Annotated in this window: 16 protein-coding genes and 1 riboswitch; of the genes, 2 read left to right on the forward strand and 14 right to left on the reverse strand. The window is 72.8% G+C overall.

Features of this window, described 5'->3' with window-relative positions:
• Positions 1 to 10 precede the first annotated feature (10 nt).
• The 4 genes from fxsT to ACFYTE_RS10850 all read right to left on the reverse strand — a co-directional run bounded on the left by fxsT (position 11) and on the right by ACFYTE_RS10850 (position 8673).
• Positions 11 to 3889, reverse strand: a complete 3879-nt coding sequence (fxsT, locus tag ACFYTE_RS10835; RefSeq protein WP_388707754.1) for an FxSxx-COOH system tetratricopeptide repeat protein — start codon at positions 3887 to 3889, stop codon at positions 11 to 13.
• A 526-nt stretch (positions 3890 to 4415) separates the two neighbouring features.
• A complete protein-coding gene (locus ACFYTE_RS10840; RefSeq protein ID WP_388707756.1) occupies positions 4416 to 5402 on the reverse strand; it encodes an AAA family ATPase in 987 nt (328 codons plus the stop codon).
• Positions 5403 to 5438: 36 nt separating this feature from the next.
• Positions 5439 to 7067, reverse strand: coding sequence for a hypothetical protein (locus ACFYTE_RS10845; protein WP_388707759.1), 1629 nt, complete (start codon positions 7065 to 7067; stop codon positions 5439 to 5441).
• A gap of 205 nt (positions 7068 to 7272) precedes the next feature.
• Positions 7273 to 8673, reverse strand: a complete 1401-nt coding sequence (locus tag ACFYTE_RS10850) for an NAD(P)/FAD-dependent oxidoreductase (protein ID WP_388707761.1) — start codon at positions 8671 to 8673, stop codon at positions 7273 to 7275.
• A 526-nt stretch (positions 8674 to 9199) separates the two neighbouring features.
• Between ACFYTE_RS10850 and ACFYTE_RS10855 the strand changes: the two genes are divergently transcribed.
• Together ACFYTE_RS10855 and ACFYTE_RS10860 are read left to right on the forward strand one after the other, a co-directional pair.
• Complete coding sequence (locus tag ACFYTE_RS10855; protein ID WP_137302729.1) at positions 9200 to 9472, forward strand: type II toxin-antitoxin system Phd/YefM family antitoxin; 273 nt, start codon at positions 9200 to 9202, stop codon at positions 9470 to 9472.
• Positions 9469 to 9738: a type II toxin-antitoxin system RelE/ParE family toxin gene (locus tag ACFYTE_RS10860; RefSeq protein WP_062774287.1), complete on the forward strand. Its 270-nt coding sequence runs from the start codon at positions 9469 to 9471 to the stop codon at positions 9736 to 9738. The genes ACFYTE_RS10855 and ACFYTE_RS10860 overlap by 4 nt, the downstream gene beginning before the upstream one ends.
• 4 nt (positions 9739 to 9742) lie before the next feature.
• Here the strand turns inward: ACFYTE_RS10860 and ACFYTE_RS10865 are convergent, their stop codons facing one another.
• From ACFYTE_RS10865 to ACFYTE_RS10910, 10 genes are all read right to left on the reverse strand, one after another.
• On the reverse strand, positions 9743 to 10708 hold the full coding sequence (locus tag ACFYTE_RS10865; protein WP_388707764.1) for an exopolyphosphatase: 966 nt from the start codon (positions 10706 to 10708) through the stop codon (positions 9743 to 9745).
• Positions 10705 to 11259: a DUF501 domain-containing protein gene (locus ACFYTE_RS10870; protein WP_388707767.1), complete on the reverse strand. Its 555-nt coding sequence runs from the start codon at positions 11257 to 11259 to the stop codon at positions 10705 to 10707. Before ACFYTE_RS10870 ends, ACFYTE_RS10865 begins: the two co-directional genes overlap by 4 nt.
• A 29-nt stretch (positions 11260 to 11288) precedes the next feature.
• Positions 11289 to 11765: a septum formation initiator family protein gene (locus tag ACFYTE_RS10875; protein ID WP_388707769.1), complete on the reverse strand. Its 477-nt coding sequence runs from the start codon at positions 11763 to 11765 to the stop codon at positions 11289 to 11291.
• 111 nt (positions 11766 to 11876) lie between these two features.
• On the reverse strand, positions 11877 to 13163 hold the full coding sequence (gene eno / locus ACFYTE_RS10880; RefSeq protein WP_388707772.1) for a phosphopyruvate hydratase: 1287 nt from the start codon (positions 13161 to 13163) through the stop codon (positions 11877 to 11879).
• Between the two features lie 470 nt (positions 13164 to 13633).
• A complete protein-coding gene (locus ACFYTE_RS10885; protein WP_388707774.1) occupies positions 13634 to 14398 on the reverse strand; it encodes a transglycosylase family protein in 765 nt (254 codons plus the stop codon).
• A gap of 4 nt (positions 14399 to 14402) precedes the next feature.
• Positions 14403 to 14570, reverse strand: a riboswitch (cyclic di-AMP (ydaO/yuaA leader).
• Between the two features lie 182 nt (positions 14571 to 14752).
• The gene (locus tag ACFYTE_RS10890; protein ID WP_388707776.1) at positions 14753 to 15823 is read right to left on the reverse strand and encodes a transglycosylase family protein; all 1071 of its coding nucleotides are present in this window, start codon (positions 15821 to 15823) and stop codon (positions 14753 to 14755) included.
• A gap of 177 nt (positions 15824 to 16000) precedes the next feature.
• Positions 16001 to 17296 carry a cytochrome P450 gene (locus ACFYTE_RS10895; protein WP_388707779.1) on the reverse strand — a complete coding sequence of 432 codons (1296 nt, stop codon included), beginning with the start codon at positions 17294 to 17296 and terminating at the stop codon, positions 16001 to 16003.
• Complete coding sequence (locus ACFYTE_RS10900; protein ID WP_388707782.1) at positions 17293 to 19437, reverse strand: hypothetical protein; 2145 nt, start codon at positions 19435 to 19437, stop codon at positions 17293 to 17295. Before ACFYTE_RS10900 ends, ACFYTE_RS10895 begins: the two co-directional genes overlap by 4 nt.
• Before the next feature lie 131 nt (positions 19438 to 19568).
• Positions 19569 to 20573 (reverse strand): nucleoside triphosphate pyrophosphohydrolase, encoded by a 1005-nt coding sequence (locus tag ACFYTE_RS10905; protein WP_388707784.1) that lies wholly within the window; start codon positions 20571 to 20573, stop codon positions 19569 to 19571.
• Between the two features lie 397 nt (positions 20574 to 20970).
• Positions 20971 to 21621, reverse strand: coding sequence for a SurA N-terminal domain-containing protein (locus tag ACFYTE_RS10910; RefSeq protein WP_388707786.1), 651 nt, complete (start codon positions 21619 to 21621; stop codon positions 20971 to 20973).
• Positions 21622 to 21690: the final 69 nt, after the last annotated feature.

Raw genomic sequence — 21690 nt, forward strand, 5'->3', positions numbered from 1 at the left:
GGGCGGCGGCTCACAACGGCATCGGATCGATATCGCAGTTGGCCCGCCGGTCCACGTCCAGCGCCTGCACCACAGCCGGATGATCAGCCCCCAGCACGGCCCGCAGACGTTCGGCGGTATCGGCATACAAGGCATCAGCATCCGCGGTACGGCCCGTCGCGCGCAGGTCCATCGCCAGGTTGGCGGCGCACGCCAGCGTGGAGGGGTGGTCCGCGTCGAAGACCTCGGTGCTGCGCCGCAGGGTCTCGGTGTCCAGTTCACGGGCGGCCTCCGGCTCGCCCAGCGCGAAGAGGTCACTGGCCAGATTGGTCGCGCACACCATGGTCAGCGGGTGGTCGTCGCCCAGCATCCCGCGCAGTGCGGCGAGCGCCTGCTCGTCGATGGCGCGGGCGCCCTCCGGGTCGCCCACCAGCCGGACCGTCACCGCCAGGTTGACGTGGGCGGCCACGGTGTGCGGGTGGGTCGCGCCGAACGTGTCCCGGTACTGCTCGAAGGTGCGCAGGCCCAGCTCCCGGGCCTCCTCCAGCTCCCCCGAGTGCCGCATGTTCACGGTCACCTCCAAGGTGGCCGCCAGGGTCTCCGGGTCGTGGTCGCCGTACCGGGTCACCAGGCGGCGCCGGGCGCTGTCGGCCGCGCGCCGCGCCTCGTCGTGCCGGCCCGCCTTGCGCCGGGTCACCGCGAGGTGGCGCAGGCAGGACATGGTCAGCGGATTGTCCACGCTGAGCACCCGCCGGCACTGGGAGGTGATCTCCTCCTGGTAGGTCAGCGCCTGGTGGTAGTCGCCCAGTTCACGGATGTCGACGATCAGCCCGAGCCAGGTCACCAGGCTCACCGCGTGGTCGACGCCGAACATCCGCACCTTGTGGTTCCAGGTCTCCTCGTCCAGCCGCCGGGCCCGCTCGAACAGCCCGGCCAGGCGCAGGCTCACCCCCACGTTGTGGGCGGCGCGCAGGGTCTCGGGGTCGTCCTCGCCGTTGAGCCGCAGATACCGTTCGTGGACCGACTCCGACAGCTCAAGCGCGACGCCGAACTCCCCCTGCACCCGGTAGTCGATGGCGACGTTGCCGAGGGCGTCCAGGGTGTCCTGGTGATCCTCGCCGACGGTACGCCGGTAGGCCTCCAGCACCTCGGTGTTCAGCCGCGCCGCGTCCTGGTACCGGCCACGCGAGAAGTTCAGCACGCTCAGCCACTTGGCCACGCCGAGCGTCTGCACGTCGTCGGCTCCGAAGCGTTCCCTCCAGATGCCGTGCGCCCGGCCGGCCAGGTCGCTGCCCGTCTCGTAGTCGCCCCACCGGCACAGGTACTTGACCTCGTTGATGATGAGCGCGCGCACCCAGGGGTCCTCCGAGTGCAGCGCGTCGGAGGCCATGACGTGCGGGGTCAGCTCGCCGTAGCGGTCCCACTCACCGGCGTTCTCCGGGTCCTCCGGGTCGTTGGCGACCAGCAGCTGGTGGGCGCCGCGCCGCATCCGCTCCTGTTCCTCGTCGGTCATCCGGGCCTGCAGGGCCATCTGCACCAGCCGGTGCATCTGGACGGAGTTGGCGCGGTGGTCCATACGGGCCAGCGAGTAGCGGCCGATCTCCCGGATGGCCTGGGCCTGCTTGATCGGGTCGCGCAGCGCCGTGTCCAGCTCCGGGGCGATGGAACGGTCCCGCAGCCGGTTGAACAGCCGCCGCGGGATCGGTTCCGGAGCGCAGAAGGAGCACACCTGGAGCAGTTGCAGGGCCGCCGGGTTCTTGGCCTCCAACTGGTCCAGGGAGACGTTCCAGGCGGCGATCACCGGGGCGTTGTAGTCCGGTGCCTCGGTCTCGTCGAGGAGTTCGATCCGTTTCTCGTCGAACAGCCGCAGGTATTCGTCCGCCGTCATCCCGGTCTCGGCGAGCCAGGCGGCGGCCTGCTCCACCGCGAGCGGCAGGTCGCCGAGGGCGTCGGCGAGCCGGTCGGCCTCGGCGCCGGTGAGTTCGGGTCCGCGGCGGCGCAGCAGCTGCACGCTCTCCGTGCGCGCGAACACGTCGACCTCCAGCGGGCGCGCGACGTGCGACCACTGCGGGTTGCGGGAGGTGACGAGGATGTTGCCGGTGCCGCCGGCCGGGAAGTAGCCGCGGACGCTCTCCGGGCTCTCCGCGTTGTCGAAGACCAGCAGCCAGTCCTCGTACGGCTCGCCGCGGCGCAGCGCCTCCAGGACGGCGGGTACGGCCGTGCCCGCCTCGCCGCTGGTCCGCAGGCCGAGGCGCACCGCCAGTTCGGCCAGGGAGCGCTGGATCTGGGTGCTGCGCTCGGCGGGGATCCACCAGATGACGTCGTACTCGCCGAGCCTGCGGTACAGGTACTCGACGACGAGCGCGGACTTCCCGACGCCGCCCATGCCGTGCAGGGCGTTGGGCAGCACGGCGGTGGCGCGCTCCCGTTGCAGCCGGCGGTGGAGGTTCTCCAGGAGGTCCTCACGGCCGATGAAGTTGGCGTTCTGCGGCGGGACGTTGCCCCACACCACCGGGGTGCTGCCCGACCGCGTACCGCTCCGCGGCCGGCTGGCCTCGACCATCTCCTGGCCCCTTTCCCGAATGTCCAGAGTTTGCAGAGTTCGCGGAGTTCGCTGAATTTCCCGCGTTTCCCGCGTTTCCCGCGTTTCCCGCGTTTCCCGCGTTTCCCGCGTTTCCTGCGTTTGCTGACGTTTCCGTATTTCCGGTGTGACGTGCTGAGGGATGACGCTCTGGCCCGATGCCCGGGGCTGCCGGGTGACCGGCCCCGCGGCCGGCGTCCGGGCCGGTGACGGCGACAGGGGTGCCGAGGGCACCGGCGCGTGCTCGGCCAGCGCCTGACCGATCCGCCGGGCCGGTTCCAGGCTGGGGCCCGACAGGGCGCCCAGGACGGCCTTCTGCGCGGTCAGCCACGGCACACTGTCCGTGCCGACCGGGACGCGCAGCGGCGCCGTGGGATCGTCGATCAGCCGGGGCAGGTCCCACAGCGGACGGGAGCGCGGCCCCAGCGCCGCGGTGGCCGTCCGCACCAGGCGCCGCAGGTCCTCCTGCCGGACGTAGGCCAGCAGTTCCTCGCGTACGCCGGGCACGAAGTCGAAGCGCACCCGCTGGGCGCCGGTGGCCCGGTGCGGTGCCGCGACCGGCCGCAGCAGACCGTAGGCGAACAGCTGGGCCAGGGCGTGCGGTCCCGCGGCGGCCGGGCACAGCCGCCGCACCCGGTGGATCAGCGGCCCGGTCAGCGGTACGGCGGCGAGCAGCACGCCCAGCTCGAAGACCTCGGGCGGGGCCCACCGGCGCAGGCCGTCGACCAGGTCGGCGGGCGCGCGCGGGGCGGTCAGCGGCGGACGGGGCGGGGCGGGGGCCGTGGCGCGGCCGGCGAAGGTGACCGGGAGCGCGGTCCAGCCGGGCGTCCGGGAGGTCAGCATGCCGGTCCAGCGGGCGAGTTCGGGCGCGGCCAGCTCCAGGACGGGCACCGGCACGGGGGCGCCCGGCGCGGCCCGGCCCGCGCTGCCGGGCCGGATGCCCCGCACCCGGCAGCGCAGCCGGTGGGCGCGGGCGCCGGGTGCGCCGGGCCGCAGGAAGGCGGGCCAGGTGGTGAGCCGGGTGCGGTCCCACAGGGTGCGCGGCAGCAGCTGTACGACGGCCACCGGTCCGTCCGCCGCCCAGCGGGCCAGCAGTCCGTCGGTACGGCCCGTCGTCCAGCCGCCCGCCCAGCCGTCGGTGAGCAGCAGCGTGACCCGGCCCGGCGCGCGCGGCAACGCCCGCCCGTCGCCCGGCCGCCGCACGGCGACCCGCTCGAAGGCACCGCTGCGCCGCGCCAGCGCGCCGACCTCCCGCGCGGTCTCCCACCACACGTCCGTGGCCGGCCCGTCGTCCAGCACGACGGCGACGTCCCGCCGCCCCGGCAACACGGCAAGCCCCCGCAAAACCCCCAACACCCCACCGGGATCAACCCCCTCCACTACACCCCCCTCCCCAACGCCCGCCACGTCGGGAACGAGGTGCACGACACCGACCGCCCGGGCTCTGTCGGCGGCTCGGGCGGAATAACCGGCGGGCCGGGGCGCGTGTATGGCTCGGTGGGAGGCGGCTGGTTGGGGCGTGTCCGCAGCTCGGGCGAAGCCGGCGGGCCGGGGTGCGTTCGTGGCTCGGGCGAAACCGGCGGGCCGGAACGCGTGCAGGGCTCGTGAGTGTCGGATGGGGCGGGCGGAGTCGGGGGCTTGCCGGTCGCGGGGGCGCCGTGGGGGCTCGGTGGGACTCGCCGCCCGTGGACCGCCACGGCCGAGTGCGGTCCCGCCACGCCCACCGGCTCACGCCCGCCGTCCGCCACCCCACCACCGGCCCGAGCCGGCGCGCCCGACACGCACCGCCCGCCGCCGGGCTCCGCAGTGCCCGTCGGCGCCTGGCTCGGGGTTCGGGTGGTGGAGGTGGGCGTTGTCATCGGGTCTCCCCCCATGCGGCCCGGCGCAACAGGGCGTCCAGGGCCGTCTGTCCGGGGTATTCCCCCTCGGGCGTGGGTCCACCCGCCGAGTGCCGGGTCTGCGCGAGCCACATCGCGTCCAGGAGGGGGCGTGCGCCGGGGGCCTGGCCGGGTTCCATGCCTTCCAGGACGCGCAGGGCGGCGCGGGCGCCCGCGCCGGCGGTCTCGGGCGGCAGCCAGGTCTCCGCGAGCCGGTCGGGGTCGGGCGTCGCGGACAGCCGCAGCGGAACGCAGCGGCCGGTGAACGCCCGCGGCAGTACGTCCTCGTCCGCGGCCGTGATCACCACCACGGGGTATCCGTCGCCGCACGCCACCCGGCCGTGGGCGATCTCCGCCGCGGCGCCCGGCCCGTCGGCGGTGCCGACCGTCGCCGCGGGCACGTCCCGTAACTCGGCGACGTCGAACGCCCCTTCCTCCAGGACGTCCTGCACCGCCTCGCAGAGGGCGACGTCGCTGCGGTCCAGGTTCTCGACCAGCAGCACCCGGGGCCGCTCGCGCGGCAGCAGCGCGGTGCCCAGCGGCCCCAGCCGGACGAAGGCGCCCGCGCCGGGGTCCTCCCGCCGGGCCGCGGCGGCGCACAGCCGACCGGTGGTGTCGTGCTCGTACAGGCCCTCGCGCAGCGAAGTGGTGCTGGTGATCCACCAGCGCAGCACGGGCCCGAGGCCCAGTTCCCGGGCGAGTTGCCGGGCGAGGGTGCTCTTGCCCGCGCCGGGCGGGCCGGTGACGAGCAGCGGACGGCGCCACAGCAGGGCGGCGTTGACCAGCGCGAGCCCGTCCGGGCCGAGGTCGACCGCGGCGCCGGGCGGGGCGTCGGGACGGCGCCAGGGCGGGGGCGCGGGCAGGGGCGGCTCGGGCTGTCCCGGCTGTCCCGGCTGTCCCTGCTGTCCGGGGTCCGGGGGCCGTCCGGTCCCCCGGTAGATCCACCACGGTTCGGTGTCCAACACGCGCTCCCCTCTCCCTTGTCCACAGGGCCCCCGTGCCTACAGGGCCCCCGGTGCCACGGGCTCGCCGGGAGCGAGCGGGTTGCGTCCGGGGTCGTCCCACAGGACGGCCAGATGCTCGGTCACCGGGTTGGCCTCGGGGGTCTCCACCAGTACCTGCCGGCGGGCGGCGGCGACCCGGGCGGGCAGGTCGGGCAGGCGCCCCCGCAGCAACTGGTTGACCGACTGTGTGATCTCGACGTTCGTCTCCTCGGTGCGGTGCCACACCAGCACCGGCAGCCCCGACGACAGCGCGGCCGCGGCCTCGTGCGGGCCGCGTGGGCGCCAGGGGTCCGGCGGTTCGCTGAGCATCACCGCCACGTACCGCTCGTCGTTGAGCTGCGCGACCAGCCCGGACACATCGCGGGCGTCGGCCGGGAAGCTCTCGGCGGTCATGAACACGGGCCGGCAGTCGGAGCCGCTCTGCAGCCGCTGCCAGCGTCTGATCCACTCCCGGTACCAGCCCTGGTTGCGCAGCCGGTCGAGGCTGCGCAGCACCACCTCGTAGCGGGCGGCGAGCTTGGCCCGCGCGCCGCCGCGCCCCGTGGACCACCAGTGCACCGGGAGGTTGAGCAGTTCCAGCGGCAGTACGAACTCAAGGCGCAGATCGGCGCCCCGGCCACGGGCGCCCTCCTCGACCTCGACGAGCGAGACGATCTCGTTGACGGCCTCCTCCAGGGCGGCCAGTTGCTCCTCACGGAGCGCCGCGGCCCGCTCGTCGCGTGCCCCGGCGGGTCCGGGCGCCAGCAGCGCGGCGGCCGTCAGCCGCACCCGGCGCACCGCGCGGCCCGGGGTGGTCACCAGCCGGCCGTGCTCGTCGGGGGACTGCAGCCAGTACGACACCGTGTACCAGTCGGTGGTCAGCGGGTCGGGGGCGATGCCGATGAGCAGGTAGTCGACGGCGGAGCGGGGCAGGGCGGCCGGTGCCCGGCGGGCCCAGCGGTCCTTGTCGAGCCGGTCGGCCAGCTCCGGGCCGCCGAGGTCCAGGACGCTGTGCCGGGTCAGCTTGGGCAGGTCGCGCCGGGTGCGGGGGCCGCGCTCGCGGGCCACCCGGTCCAGCAGCACGGTCCAGGGCGGCACCCCGCCGGGCCTGGCGGCCTGCCCGACGAGGTACAGGAACAGATCCCATACGCTCGTGCAGTGGTCCGGGGGCCGTGTCATCCGCCCGTCGGTGGCGGCGCGCAGCAGGTCCCCGAGGTCGTCCTCGGGGCGGCCGTTCAACTCCAGCCTGAGCCAGGTCCAGTGGGGCACGAACCGGCCGAGGGCGCTCGCGGCGGTCCATTCGTCGGCCGCCCGGTGCAGGGCCAGGGCCGGCGGGCCGTCCTGGTCGAGGTCCTGGACGACCCTCGCGAGGCCGGGCAGCAGACAGGGTTCCCCGTCGCGGGTGCAGGCACGGGTCAGGGCGCGGCACCACATGCGCCAGTCCGGCAGGTCGCCCAGCGCGAAGGGCCGTCCGGTCTCGTCGGCCAACTCGTCCTGCAGCAGGGCGCGGAAGGAGTCGTAGGGCATCGACCGGACGCTCTGCAGGGCGTCGACGACCTCGCCGCGTATCCTGCGCTGGATGGCCGGCCGGGTGTCGCCGTCCGTGTCCCGGGCCCGCTCGTGGGTCCCGTCCAGCCCCTCGGTCACCGTGCCGCCCCCTCCCCCGACCCCCCGTTGGGCCGCGCGCCGCACGCCATGAGCGTAGCCAATCCACGACGCGTGGGTGTACGGCTTGTTTCCGCCGGTTCGCCGGTTCAACCGTCGAACCGGCGCTCCGCGGCCCGCATGCCGAAGGGGCCGCCCGCACCACGGATGGCGGGCGGCCCCTTCGGGCGGCTGGACGGAGCCCCGGTCAGGAGGCCTTGGCCTTCGCCTCGGCCTTGTCGGCCGAGGCCGAGACCGCGGCGGCGGCGACCGGCGCCGGCTTGGCGGCCTCGTAGAACTCCTCGCGGGGGTTCTGCATGGCGCCGAGGGAGACGACCTCGCGCTTGAGGAACATGCTGAGGGTCCAGTCGGCAAAGATGCGGATCTTGCGGTTCCAGGTCGGCATGGCCAGACCGTGGTAGCCGCGGTGCATGTACCAGGCGAGCCGGCCCTTGACCTTGATCTTCATCTTGCCGACGACGATCATCGCGACGCCCTTGTGGAGGCCGAGGCCGGCCACCGCACCCTTGTTGGCGTGCGCGTAGTCCTTCTGCTTGAAGCCCCGCATGGCGGAGATGACGTTGTCGCCGAGCACCTTGGCCTGACGCAGCGCGTGCTGGGCGTTGGGCGGGCACCAGGCGTTCGGGTTGCCGGCCTTGCGGCCGACCAGGTCGGGCACCTGGGCGTTGTCGCCGGCGGCCCAGATGTAGTCGGTGCCCTGCACCTGGAGCGTGGGCGCGGTGTCCACGTGGCCGCGCGGGCCGAGGGGCAGGCCGTAGCGGGCCAGGGCCGGGTTCGGCTTGACGCCGGCGGTCCACACGACGGTGTTGGAGTCGACCTCCAGGCCGTTCTTGAGCACCACGTGGCCGTCGACGCAGGAGTCCATGGAGGTGGAGAGGTAGATCTCCACGCCGCGGCTCTCCAGGTGCTCCTTGCCGTACTGGCCCAGCTTGGGGCCGACCTCGGGGAGGATCTTGTCGGCGGCGTCGACGAGGATGAACCGCATGTCCTCGCGGGAGACGTTGGTGTAGTACTTGGCCGCGTCCCGGGCCATGTCCTCGACCTCGCCGATGGTCTCCGCGCCCGCGAAGCCGCCGCCGACGAAGACGAACGTGAGCGCCTTGCGGCGGATGTCCTCGTCGGTCGTGGAGTCGGCCTTGTCGAGCTGTTCGAGGACGTGGTTGCGCAGGCCGATGGACTCCTCGATGCCCTTCATGCCGATGCCCTGCTCGGCGAGGCCGGGGATCGGGAAGGTGCGGGAGACCGCGCCGAGCGCGATCACCAGGTAGTCGAAGGGCAGCTCGTACGCCTCGCCGACCAGCGGGGCGACGGTGGCGACCTTGCGGTCCTGGTCGATGGTGGTGACCCGGCCGGTGAGCACCTCCGCCTTCGGCAGCACGCGTCGCAGGGGGACGACGACATGGCGAGGGGAGATGCTGCCGGCGGCGGCTTCGGGAAGGAAGGGCTGGTAGGTCATGTACGACCGGGGGTCGACGACCGTGACGGTCGCTTCGCCGTAGCGCATCTTCTTGAGGATGCGCCGAGCCGCGTACAGGCCTACGTACCCACCGCCTACTACGAGGATCCTGGGACGCTCCGTGGTGCTCATGGCATCGAGTATCCACCCGCCCTCGGGGGGTGGCTCGTGCGCCCCTTCACAAGCTCCGACGGCCCCTGTGGTAAACTGCGCGGCCCGCGTGACCGAGGTCATGACGGAACGGGGGAACCCGTGTCCGATACGGGCCGTTGTCAATGCCGCGTGAGCTGCCCGTCCGGGCCCGCGGAGGGCATGGCCGACCCCTTTTCGGCACCGCCGCGTGACCCCTTCATATCGCTCTCCTGAGCATGGTCGCAGGGCCGTTGAGCCCCGCAAAGGGCCGACCGGCCCCATTCGGCCCGCCACCGGGCGGCAAATCCTTGTGAAGAACTTCACGAACTTTCTGGGCGGCGTGTCGCCGACCGCCCCACCACACCGCCCCCGACCCGCTCAGACGTCACCCCCACCGCTCACCGGAGTACACCCGACGAGCGAAAGAAGGGCTACACCAAAGACCAGGCGATGCCGTCGAGGATCGCTCACCGAACGCGACTCTCCGAACCGGGCATGTGTACACGCGAATGCGTACACTAACCTCATGACTGAGAACACCGTGACCGTACGGGAAGCCCGCGCGCACCTCGCCGACCACATCAACCGGGCCGAGGAAGGCGTTCCGACCGTCATCACGCGCAACGGCGCTCCGGTGGCCGCCGTAGTCCCGATCGCGGACTTCGAAGCTCTGGAGGAAGCGGCCGACGTCATGCTGGCTCGCGAAGCCGAAGCGGTCCTGGCCGAGGGCGGTCCCACAGTGACGATGGCGGAACTGCTGGCAGACCTGTTCACCGAACAGGACGGCGAGGCGGCGTGAAGTACGCCTTCCGGTTCACCGCGGCGGCGCAACGGCAGCTCCGGGCCATCAGCCGGCCCGACGCCATGCGCATCCTGACCGCGCTGACCGCACTCGGTGACGACCCGTACCGCCAGGACGCCGACGTCAAGAAGCTCACCGGCCCGTCCGGGCTCTACCGGCTCCGGGTCGGAAGCTACCGGGTCGCCTACCAGATCAACGACGGTGAACTCGTCGTTCTCGTGGTCAAGGTGGGCGACCGGCGGGACGTGTACCGCAACCTGTAGGCGGTCAGGCCAAAGACCAGGCGATGCCGTCGAGGATGTCGTGTTCGCTGACGATGATCTCGGGGGTGGCGGTGCGGTCCATGAGGGCCAGGAGGACCAGGGCGCCCGCGCCGATGACGTCGACGCGTCCCGGGTGCATGGACGGGATCGCGGCCCGCTGCGCGTGCGTGGAGCGCAGCAGCCACCCGGTGATCTCGGCGACCCGGTCGCGGGAGATCCGGGAGTGGTGGATGCGGGCGGAGTCGTATGCGGGCAGTTCCTGCGCGATCGCCGACACGGTGGTCACGGACCCCGCGAGCCCCACGAGCGTGTGCGCCTCGCGCAGCGGGACCGTCTCCTCGGCGAGGTCGAGCGCCGCCTCGATGTCGGCCCGCATGGCGGCGATCTGCGCCTCGGTGGGCGGGTCGCTCACCACGCCGTCGCGCACCAGGTGCCGCTCGGTCATCCGCACACAGCCGACGTCGACGGAGCGCGCCGCGCGCACCCGCTCGTCGCCGACCACGAACTCGGTCGAGCCGCCGCCGATGTCCACCACCAGGTAGGGCCGGGCGAGGTCGGTGCGGCCCGTCAGCTCCGCGGTGGCCCCCGTGAAGGAGAACTCCGCCTCCTGGTCCCCGGTGATCACTTCGGGCTCCACGCCCAGGATGTCCAGCACACCCCGCACGAACTCGTCCCGGTTCTCCGCGTCCCGGGAGGCGGACGTGGCCACGAACCGCAGCCGCTCGGCGCCGTGCTCCTTGATGATCGCCGCGTACTCCCGGCAGGCGGCGAACGTCCGCTCCAGGGCCTCGGGGGCGAGCCGGCCGGTGCGGTCGACGCCCTGGCCGAGCCGCACGATGGTCATCCGCCGGTCCAGGTCGACGAGTTCGCCCGTCGTCCCAGCGCCCAAGGCGCCCTCGGACACGGCGGCGTCGGCGACGAGCAACCGGATCGAGTTCGTACCGCAGTCGACGGCGGCCACGCGGGTCACTGGTTCTCCCCCTCCGGGATGTGGTCGGTGTCCTTCGAGGGGACCGTCACGCACGGTCCCTTGCGCCACCACTCGGGCAGCAGGGCGATCGCCTCGTCACCCAGGGGGTTCACCCCGGGCCCCGCGGCCAGCGCGTGGGCGACCAGGACGTGCAGGCACTTCACCCGGTCCGGCATGCCGCCGGCGCTCGGGAAGCCGGTCAGCTCCTCGATCGCGTCCCGGCGCCGGATGTAGTCCTCGTGCGCGGCACGGTAGGCGGCGGCCAGCTCGGGGTCGGCGGCGAGGCGGTCCGTCATCTCCTTCATGACGCCGTTCGCCTCCAGGGTGCCGATCGCCGAGGAGGCGCGCGGGCACGTCAGGTAGTACAGCGTCGGGAAGGGGGTGCCGTCCGGCAGCCGCGGGGCCGTCTCCACGACGTCCGGCTGCCCGCACGGGCAGCGGTGGGCGATCGCGCGCAGCCCCCGGGGCGGTCGGCCGAGCTGCTGCTCGAAGGCCGCGACGTCCGCGTCGGTGGGCTCGGTGCGCGCAGTGCGCGGCGGAGGCGTTTCCATGACTGTGTTCAGGGTGTCTTTCTGTCGGTTCACTGATCGGAGGCGTCGGACTTGTCGACGCCGTCCCAGACGTTGGCGTACCAGGGACGGTGGGCGGCCTCGTGGTCGGCGCGGGCCTGCTTGGCCGCGTTCGGGTCGATCACGACGTAGCCGGTCTCGCCGGGCATCACATAGTGCAGCCGCTGCCGGATCTGCTGCTCCGCGTACGCGTCGTCCTGCCAGCGCGCCTTGAGGTCGCGCAGTTGCTCGACCCGCTCCCTGGCCTGCCGCTGCTGCCGCTCCAGGTCGGCGATCTCGGCCCGCTGGGAGACGTACTGCCGCATCGGGTAGGCGAGCGCCACCACCATCGTGCACAGGACCAGGGCGAGCAGCGCGGCCCGGCCGGTGAGCCGGGAGCGGCGGGCCTGGCGGCGGGTCTGGGAGCGGTAGACCCGGGCCGCCGTCTGCTCCCCCAGCAGCCGCAGCCTGGTCGCGGTGGAGAACCGGTCCCGGTCCTTCGCGGCCATCTCCCGCCTCCCCTTGCCTGCGTGCGTCATACGCGCGTACGTCCCCGGACACGGTACGGGACCGGGTACGGGGACGTACGTACGACTGGCTGAGCCCTGATCCTGACCGGGTCAGCCCTTGAAACGCGGGAACGCGCTGCGGCCCGCGTACACCGCGGCGTCGTCGAGGATCTCCTCGATGCGCAGCAGCTGGTTGTACTTGGCGACGCGCTCGGAGCGGGCCGGGGCGCCGGTCTTGATCTGGCCGCAGTTGGTGGCGACGGCCAGGTCGGCGATGGTGACGTCCTCGGTCTCGCCGGAGCGGTGGGACATCATGCACTTGAAGCCGTTGCGCTGGGCCAGCTCGACGGCGTCCAGGGTCTCGGTCAGGGAGCCGATCTGGTTGACCTTGACCAGCAGGGCGTTGGCGCTGCCCTCCTCGATGCCGCGGGCCAGCCGCTCGGGGTTGGTGACGAACAGGTCGTCGCCGACGAGCTGGACCTTGTCGCCGAGCTTGTCCGTGATGACCTTCCAGCCGGCCCAGTCGTCCTCGAACAGCGGGTCCTCGATGGAGACGAGCGGGTAGGCCGCGACCAGCTCCTCGTAGTACTCCGTCATCTCGGCGGCGGAGCGCTCCTTGCCCTCGAAGACGTACTTGCCCTCCTTGTAGAACTCGGAGGCGGCGACGTCGAGCGCCAGGGCGATCTGCTCGCCGGGCACGTAACCGGCCTGCTTGATCGCTTCGAGGATGAGGTCGAGGGCCTCGCGGTTGGAGCCCAGGTTCGGGGCGAAGCCGCCCTCGTCGCCGAGGCCGGTGGACAGGCCCTTGGACTTCAGGACGGACTTGAGGGTGTGGTAGACCTCGGCGCCCCAGCGCAGGGCCTCGGAGAAGGACTCCGCGCCGATCGGGGCGATCATGAACTCCTGGATGTCCACGTTGGAGTCGGCGTGCGAGCCGCCGTTCAGGATGTTCATCATCGGCACCGGCAGCAGGTGCGCGTTCGGGCCGCCCAGGTAGCGGAAGAGGGGGAGGTCACTGGCCTCGGAGGCGGCGTGGGCGACGGCGAGGGAGACGCCCAGGATGGCGTTGGCGCCGAGCGAGCCCTTGTTGTCGGTGGCGTCCAGGTCGAACATGGCCTGGTCGATCAGGCGCTGCTCGGTGGCGTCGTAGCCGACCAGCTCCGGGCCGATCTGCTCGATGACGGCGAGGACGGCCTTCTCGACGCCCTTGCCCTGGTAGCGGTTGGGGTCACCGTCGCGCAGCTCGATGGCCTCGAAGGCGCCGGTGGAGGCGCCGGACGGGACGGCGGCACGACCCGTGCTGCCGTCGTCGAGGCCGACCTCGACCTCGACCGTGGGATTGCCTCGGGAGTCCAGGATTTCCCGGGCTACGACGACGTCGATGGACGGCACGAGCATCTCCTTCTTGGGATGTGACGCTGGAAGTGCGGGGCTGTGCGCCTTGCGACTAGAGCCTAACCGGCCCGGGGCCCGCGGCCGGTCGCCGACCGCCCCGTGGACAGGGTGACGACAGGCTGACGGTACACATTGTTTCCAAACGGAACAAAGGGCGGGGCAAAAACCGCGGGCGCATCACAGGAGGAGACATGCACGACGGGGGACGGAAAGCGACGAGGAGAGGACGGGAACGAGAAGGCGGGGGGAACTGAGGGGGTGCGGTGAGCGTAGGAGGCGGCGGGTCTCCTCGACCGCCGGCCGCACCCGCGCCGCCCGCCTGGTCACCGCGACATGGAAAGGCCCCGCCCCGGCGCGTACGGGGGAAGACGCGTCGGGGCGGGGGGTTCGTGGGGACGGGGGCGGCCCCGGGGCGCCCTCCACGGGGGAGGGCGCCGTTGCGCCGGGGCTGTGGCCGGACTACCGACCAGCCGTCACTTCAGGTGCAGCTGCTGGCCCGGGTAGATGAGGTCGGCGTTCTCGACGATGTCCTGGTTCAGCTGGAACAGCTTCTGCCAGCCGCCCTTGACGCCGTGTCGCTCGGCGATCGAGCTGAGGGTGTCGCCCGTGACGACCTTGTACTCGCCGTCACCCTTCTTGACCGTCTTGCCGGTCGGGGTGGTGACCGTCTTGTTCGCGGCCGGCCGGTCGGCGGAGCGGGAGGCGGACTGCCGCTCGGTGGAGCGGTCGGTGCCGGCATTCGAAGAACCGGTGCCGGTGCCGGTGTTCGAAGAACCGGTGCCGGTGCCGGTGTTCGAGGAACCGCTGCCCGTGGTGGTGTTCGAGGAGCCGGTGTTGCCGCCGGACGCGGAGCCGCCGGCGTAGGCGGCGCCGGACAGGCCCTTGCCGCAGACCGGCCAGGCACCCTTGCCCTGGCCCGCGAGAACCTTCTCGGCGATCGCTATCTGCTGCGACTTGCTGGCCCTGTCGGCGGTGCCCGCGTACTGCGTGCCGCCGTACGCGGCCCAGGTGGAGGCCGAGAACTGCAGGCCGCCGTAGTAGCCGTTGCCGGTGTTGATGGACCAGTTGCCGCCGGACTCGCACTGGGCGACGGTGTCCCACTCGGAGGCGGTGGCGGCGGAGGCGCTGCCGGCCGCCATCAGCGGGGCGGCGACTGCGGCGCCGGTGACACCGGCGAGCGCCACGACACGGGTGACCTTGGACGTACGACGACGCTTGCCCTTGCCGAAGAACAGCATGGATGGATCCCCTCACCGACGCCTGCGAGGTGAGCTGTCGGGTTCGGGCCGGTTGAGTTGCCCGGCCACGTCTCCGTGTGGAGGCGTGGCTTCACCCCGAGCCGCTTCGGTCAACCGACCGGCACGGCACTTACCTTGGGTCCCCCGCTCCTGCCTACGGCGCTTGACGCGACGACTGTTCCCGTACGGCCGCTGGCAGGACTCGGCGTTGCGGCAGCCGGGGCTCGCGGTGGCGAGCGGTCATGACCGTAGGCATGCGATCGCCGGAATTTCAAAGACGATCAGGGCTTCTGAGACTCATCCCACACTTTGAGCAAACCGGACATCACCCACGAAACGAGACGTCAGCTCCCGCTACTTTTCGCCCGTTTCGACCCCGACGTCCAGGGTCTGACCGGGGGCGATGTGGTTCGGATCGGCACCGATGGCCTTCTCGTTGGCGGCGTAGAGCGCACGCCAGCCGCCGTCCACATCAAGGGAGTCGGCGATGGAGGCGAGAGTGTCGCCGGCGCGCACGGTGTAGGCGTGCCGCCCGGCGGGGCCTGACTCCTGGTCAGCCGTCCTGCTTGCCCCGCTTACCCCGCTTGCCTCGCTTGCCCCGCTTTCGTTCGCACTGTCGCCCCGGTGGCGACCGCCGCCGAGGGATCCGGTGTCGACCAGGCTCCAGGAGCCTCCGCTGCGCCAGGAATTGTCCGAGGCCGCGGACTCGCGGTTCTCCGTGGGCGAGCCGTCCTCCGGCGAGGCGCCGGGCTCGGACGAGGCCGGCCCACCGGGCTCGGCGGAACCCGTAGGGCCGTCCGTCGCATCGCGGCCGGCACTCGCGCTCGGCGAGGGCGAGGCGGACGGCGAGGCGTCCGCCTCGGGCGCCGCGGGGTCGGCGGGTTCTGAGGGCGAGGACGAGTCGGACGAGCCGGAGGATTCGGATCCTTCCGGTGAATCGGTGGAATCCAGTGGTTTCTGAGGATCTGACGGACCGGAGGACTTCGTGGAGCCCTTCGCACCGGACGAACCGCCGTCCGTCACGCCGGTGTCGACACCGACGGAGCCCGAGGCCGAGGTGAGCCCGGACAGCAGGGCGCAGGTCGCCCACGGGGTGGTGCCCCGGTCGGCGAGGATCTTCTCGGCGACGGCTATCTGCTGCGAACGGCTGGCCTGGTCCGGGGTCGTCGCATACTCAAGACCGCCGTGTCCGTCCCAGTCCTGCTGCGAGATCTGCAGCCCGCCGAAGTACCCGTTGCCGGTGCTGGCGCTCCACGAGCCGCCGCTCTCGCACTCGGCGACCCGGTCCCATGTGGAGCCGTCGGCGGCGCTCGCGCCGGTGGCGCCGAGCAGCGGGATGGCGATCGCGGAGCCGGTCACTCCGGCCGCGACGACGAAGGCCGGAGCCTGACGAGGGCGACGGTGACGACCGTTCCCGGAGAGCATGCGGAAGCCTTTCGCGCGACAGCACTGACCGGCGCGGCAGGCCACGCCGGGATACCGCACCGATGGTGAACGTATCGGCACACGATCATCTGTCACAAGTCCATGCCGCGCAGATCACGTGAAGATCACAAACTTGAGAATCCGTCACCTTCGGCCGGGGCACGGGACTCCGGAATCTCACATTCCGGTCTCTTGCCGGACAGGCGTGAACTCTACGGGCAAAGTGCGCAGTCCACGCATGATGAGCCCGCCGCGCCATCGCAGATCGGCCGGTTCCACCGCAAGTCGCAGGTCGGGGAGGCGGGTGAGGAGGGTGGCGAGTGCGGAGCGGCCCTCCAGCCGGGCGAGCGGCGCGCCGAGGCAGTAGTGGATGCCGTGGCCGTAGCCGAGGTGCTGATTGTCACGCCGGCCGAGATCGAGCACATCCGGGTCTGCGAACCGCTCCGGATCCCGGTCGGCCGCGGCGAGGACGACGAGAACGGGGTCGCCCGGCGCGATCCGCTGCCCGCCGATGCTGACCGGCTCGGTGGCGAACCGCCAGGTGGCCAGCTCGACCGGGCCGTCGTAGCGCAAAAGCTCCTCGACGCCGGTCGCCAGCAGGTCGTGTTCCCCGGCCGCGAGGGACCGTTGCAGGCGGCGGCGCTGCTCGGGGTGGGTGAGCAGCGCGTACGTGCCGTTGCCGATGAGGTTGACGGTCGTCTCGAACCCGGCGAACAGCAGGATGAAGGCCATCGCGGCGGCCTCGTTCTCGGTCAGGTGCTCGCCGTGGTCGGAGGCGCGGATGAGCCCGGAGATGAGGTCCTCGCCGGGGGCGGGCTCGGCGGGCAGCGCCGCGCGCTTACGGTGGATCAGCTCGGCCAGATAGCCGCGCATCTTCTTCACCGACCGGGCCACGCCGCCCCGCGGCCCGCCGCCGTGCCGGATCATCATCCCCGCCCAGTCCCGGAAGTCGTCCTGGTCCTCGCGCGGGACGCCGAGCAGGTCGCAGATGGCGTAGATGGGCAGCGGGAAGGTGAACTCATGGATGAGGTCGGCCGAGCCCCGGTCCGCGAACCGGTCGATGAGCCGGTCGGTGAGCTGCTGCACGCGCGGGGCGAACTCGGCGACCCGCCGTGGCGTGAACGCCTTGCTGACCAGCCGGCGCAGCCGGGTGTGGTCCGGCGGGTCGATGTTCAGCAGATGCGTCATCAGCTCGGCCTTGCGCTCCCCCGGGATGCCGGTCCTGCCGCGGGCGTGCTCGGGCTCGTCGTGGTGCGCCGGGTTCTTCGACAGCCGCGGGTCGGCCAGGGCCTGCTTGGCGTCGGCGTAACGGGTGACCAGCCAGGCCTCGACCCCGCTCGGCAGCTCCGTCCGGCGCACCGGGGCGTGCTCGCGCAGCCAGGCGTAGGCCGGGTAGGGATCTGCAGCGAACTCCCAGGTGAAGAGGTCGGGCGCGGCCGGGGCGGGCTTCGGGGGGTGGGGCTGGTCGGTCACTCCCCGACCGTATCGGGCGGCGGGGGGTGGGCCAGGCTCCGGTCCCGCCAGTACCGGGCGCGGACCTCGTAGATCACGGCGAGCTGCCGGGCCGCCTCCACCGCTCCCCGCCGCGCCGCCACCTCCAGGTACGGGATCGCCTGGCCGTCCTCGCCGCGGCGCAGCAGCAGCGTCGCCAGCAGCAGGGCCGCGCGGTCGTCACCGAGGTCCGCGGCCCGCCGGTACCAGCCCTCCCGCTCCTCGCCCTCGGTCAGCGACGCGAACCGCATCATCACCGGGACGTCGCCGCCCTCGACCCGCGCACGCAGCGCGGCCTTCGCCGCGTCCAGGACGGCCGCCCGGTCGACCTCCCGGTCGCCCAGCAGGGTCCACCACACCCCGTCCGGAACGGGCGGCAGGTCCCCCGCCCGCAGCGCCTCCGCGACGAGCGCCCCGTACGCCCGCCAGGTGCCTCTGGTCTCCCCCTCCACCAGCAGCCCCGATATCCCGAACATCGGCGCCGTGGCCCAGGCCAGCGCGGCCTCCCAGGGTTCCCGTTCCGCCCCCTCGGCCGGATAGCTGCCGGCCGCCCGCAGCAGCAGCTCCACCGACACGGCCTCCGTGACACCGCACCGTGCCAGGTCGACGGCCACCCGCACCAGCAGCCGCCCGCGCGGATGCTCGGCCTGTGTGCCGGCGCGCTGCCACTCGTCGAACAGCAGGTGCCCGATCGCGAAGTAGGAGGCGGCGCCCTCCCGCCCGCTCCACATATAGGCCGGGTAGGCGCGCGGGTCGTCGGTGTGCCCGGCCAGCCGCGCCAGCTCGGACTCGCTCCACTCGCGGGCCAGCGCGACCGTGCGCGCCCGCGTCAGCACGCTCTCGCCGGGCCCGGTCCCGGACCGGCGCCGGTAGTACTCCTCCGGCTCCATCGTGCCGAGCACCACCATGCCCCGGTGGGCGAAGCGCCCCAGCAGCCGCCGGTCCAGCCCGCTCCGGCCGCCGAGGTGGTCGCTGAGTTCGTCGAGCCAGAGGACCCGCTTGTCCGCGTCGCCCTTCGGCCCGGTGGGCAGCGCGCGCAGGTCCTCGTGCGGATCGGGGGCGTAGAGCAGATACCCCTGCTCCGCCAGCGACCGCACGGCGTTCCACGCGGTGTACGACTTGCCGACGGACCGCTCGCCCAGGACCACGACCAGCCCGCCGCCCTCCAGGAGCAGGTCCCGCAGTTGTTCGTCGCAGTCCCGGGTGACGTACGGCGGCACTTCCGGCAGCCCGGGGACGAGCCGGGTCGGCTGCACCCCGAACTCCACGGGGTCCACCTCGTCCACGGGGCTCCACTGCACCGGCGTGGGCATCGGCACGGCCGGATAGTGGTGGTGCTGCACGCCGATCACATCGGCGTGGAAGGTGGCGTCGCGGAAGTCGACGTGGTCGGCGAGCGGGGCGGGAGCGGGGGCGTCGACACCGGCGGGCGCGGGGGCCGCGGGAGCCGCGGAGGCGGTCGGGTGGGGGTGGTCGTGGCGGAGGGCGTCGGAGGGTGCGGGGGCCTGGTCGACACGTTCGGAGCGGGTGTCGCCGACCGGGGAGTCGGCGGCGCGAGCGTTAGGGGCAAGGGGGTTGGCGGCGCGAGCGTCATGGGCGACGGCGTCAGTGGCGCGGGCGTCAGCGAGGGGGCTGGCGGCGCGGGCGTCTACGGTCTCGGAGTTGCTGGAAAGGGCGCTGTAAGAGAGGCCGCTGTAAAGGGAGTTACGCCGGGCGTCGGAGTCGGCGCCGTAGGGATCGGCGTAGTAGGGGTCGGCATCGTAGGGGTCGGCGTCGTAGGGGTCGGCATCGGCGTCGGCCGGGCTGTTGGAGCCGGGGTGCGGGGAATCGGGGCGCGGGGAGTCGGAGTACGGGGAATCGGCGTACAGGGAATCGGGGCGCGGGGAGCCGGCGTACGGGGAGTCGGGGTAGGGCGGGAACCAGGGTTCGGGGGCGTCCGTGGGGCGGCCGGTGGTCCTCATCCGGTCGACGAACTGCCGGTACGCCTCCGGGCTCTGCTCCCGCAGCGCGAGCAGATAGCTGCGCATCGACTCCGGACTCGCGTACCCGGGGAACCGTAACTCCCGCTGTGCGTCGGGCATCTCCTGGAGCTTGCCCACGAGCCACTCCAACTCCCGCTCCATGCAACGCCCCCACGCATCGCGGCCACCCGTGTGACCCACGGTACTAGCGGTCGATCCGCCGGGCGGTCCCCGAGCGGGTCCTGGGCGGATCCTGGGCGGTCCCCCGCTGCCCCGAGCGATGCCTGCGACACCTAGGCGTCCACCCCCTCCGTCCTGCGCACCGCGTCCCGGTAGGTCCGGGCCGCCGCCCGCAGCGCCGCCTCGGGGTCGACGCCCTCCGCCTCGGCCCGCGCCGCCAGCGCCAGCAGTTCGTATCCGATGCCCTCGCCCCGCGGCAGCGGCACCTCCAGCCCGGCCGTACGCACGCGGGAGGCGAGCTTGGCGGCGAGGGCGAGCCCGGGCTGGCCGAGCGGGACGCCGTCGGTCACGGAGGCGCGCCGCTTCTCCTCCGCCTTCGTGCGCAGCCAGTGTTCCTTGACGTCCTCCGGGGTCTCGGCCGTCTCGTCGCCGAAGACATGCGGGTGCCGGTGGATCAGCTTGGCGACGATGCCGCCGGCCACGTCGTCGATGGAGAACGGTGCGTCGGCGTCCTCCTCGGCGATGCGGGAGTGGAAGACGACCTGGAGCAGAACGTCGCCCAGTTCCTCCCTGAGTTCGTCGCGATCGCCTGCCTCGATCGCCTCGACGAGTTCGTACGCCTCCTCGATGCCGTACTTCGCCAGGCCCTGGTGGGTCTGGCGGGACGACCAGGGGCACTCGGTGCGGATGCGGTCCATGACCTGGACGAGGTCGAGGAGCCGGGCGCCCGGCAGGTCGTAGGAGGCGGGGAGCAGTTCCAGCGCGGGCATCCGGACGCGGCCGGAGCCGGCGAGGCGGGCCAGTCCGTCGGTGAGGGCCGGTTCGCCCTCACCGGTCGCCACGACCACCACCGTGTGCCCGCCGGCGCAGGCGTCGACCAGCTCGGGGGCACTCGGGGACGCCTCCTGGACGGATATGCCGGCCTCCCGCAGATAGGGCAGCTGCGGATGCGTGCCGTCCGCGCACAGCACCCGGTCGGCGGCGCGCAGCGCCTGCCAGGCGGGCCAGGACAGCAGGCCGGGTGCGACGCGGTGGCTGGTGGTGAGCAGGACGACGCGGCCCGGGGCGGCGTCCGGGCCCGGTTCCGGTGCGGCGGCTTCGAGGCTGGTGGTGTTCACGCATCGAACGTAACGCACCCCCGCCGACCGCTCCGCGAGTTGTCCACAGGCAGGGTCGGCCGATGCGATCGTACGACCGGCGTGGGCGGATCCAGGCCCGGGGCGGCACCGGCGGCCTGGCCCGCCTACGCTGGCGGCCCGGCCCTGACCTGCGGTGTCAGGCCACGCCCCGGCCATCACCGGCGGTCGGCCCGTACCTGCCCCCGGTGTCAGGCCACACCGGACCACCACCGGCAATCGCCCCGAACCCGCGATGCCAGACCACACCGGACCACCACCGGCAGTCGGCCCGAACCCGCGATGCCAGACCACACCGGACCACCACCGGCAGTCGGCCCGAACCCGCGATGCCAGACCACGCCGGACCACCACCGGCAGTCGGCTCGTACCTGCGGTGTCAGGCCGTCTGCTGCGGGGTGCCGCTCGCCGTGATCTCCCGCACCCAGGGCGTCTTCGCGTCGACGCGGCTGCTCTTCTCCACGTCCCAGGTGCCATAGCGCGGGTTGAGGTCGACCCGGAGTTCCGCGGAGGCGGTGGACATGGCCTTCCAGAAGGCGGGCGCCGAGGTGTCGGTGCCGAGCTTCTGGGCGAGCTTCTGGGCCTCCAGCTGGACCCGGAGATTGTCGTCGAGCCGGTTCGGTGCGACTCCGTACCGCTGGAGCCACGTCGTCTCCAGTACCTTCGCGCCGCCCGCCTGCTGTTCCAGGCCGGCGCGCATCTGCTGGAGTTCCTTGCGGCTCACGGTGACGCCCTCGTCCTGCGCGGCCCGGTGCAGCACCCGGTCGAGGACCATGTTGTGCAGGGTGTCGCGGGTGAGGCTGCTGGTGGAGGCAAGGACCTGCTGGTACTGGCTCTCGTCCGGCACCGCCGCCTGCTGCGCCCGGCGCACCTCGTTCACCCGGTCCTCCAGCTGGGCGACCGTGATCCGCTGACCGCCCACGACGGCCGCCGCGCCCGGATGCGCCTCGCTTCCACAGGCGGTGAGCAGGGGTACCGCGGCGGCGATCGCGGCGGACAGGACGAGCGCGGTGCGACGGCGGCGGTGCAAGGAAGCCTCCCGAGGAGATTGTGCGACGGTGCACAAGGTCTTGCGATGATCGATGGTAGGCAGTGGGCA

This window comes from Streptomyces sp. NPDC004629 (genome assembly GCF_042873595.1).
GTDB lineage: Bacteria > Actinomycetota > Actinomycetes > Streptomycetales > Streptomycetaceae > Streptomyces.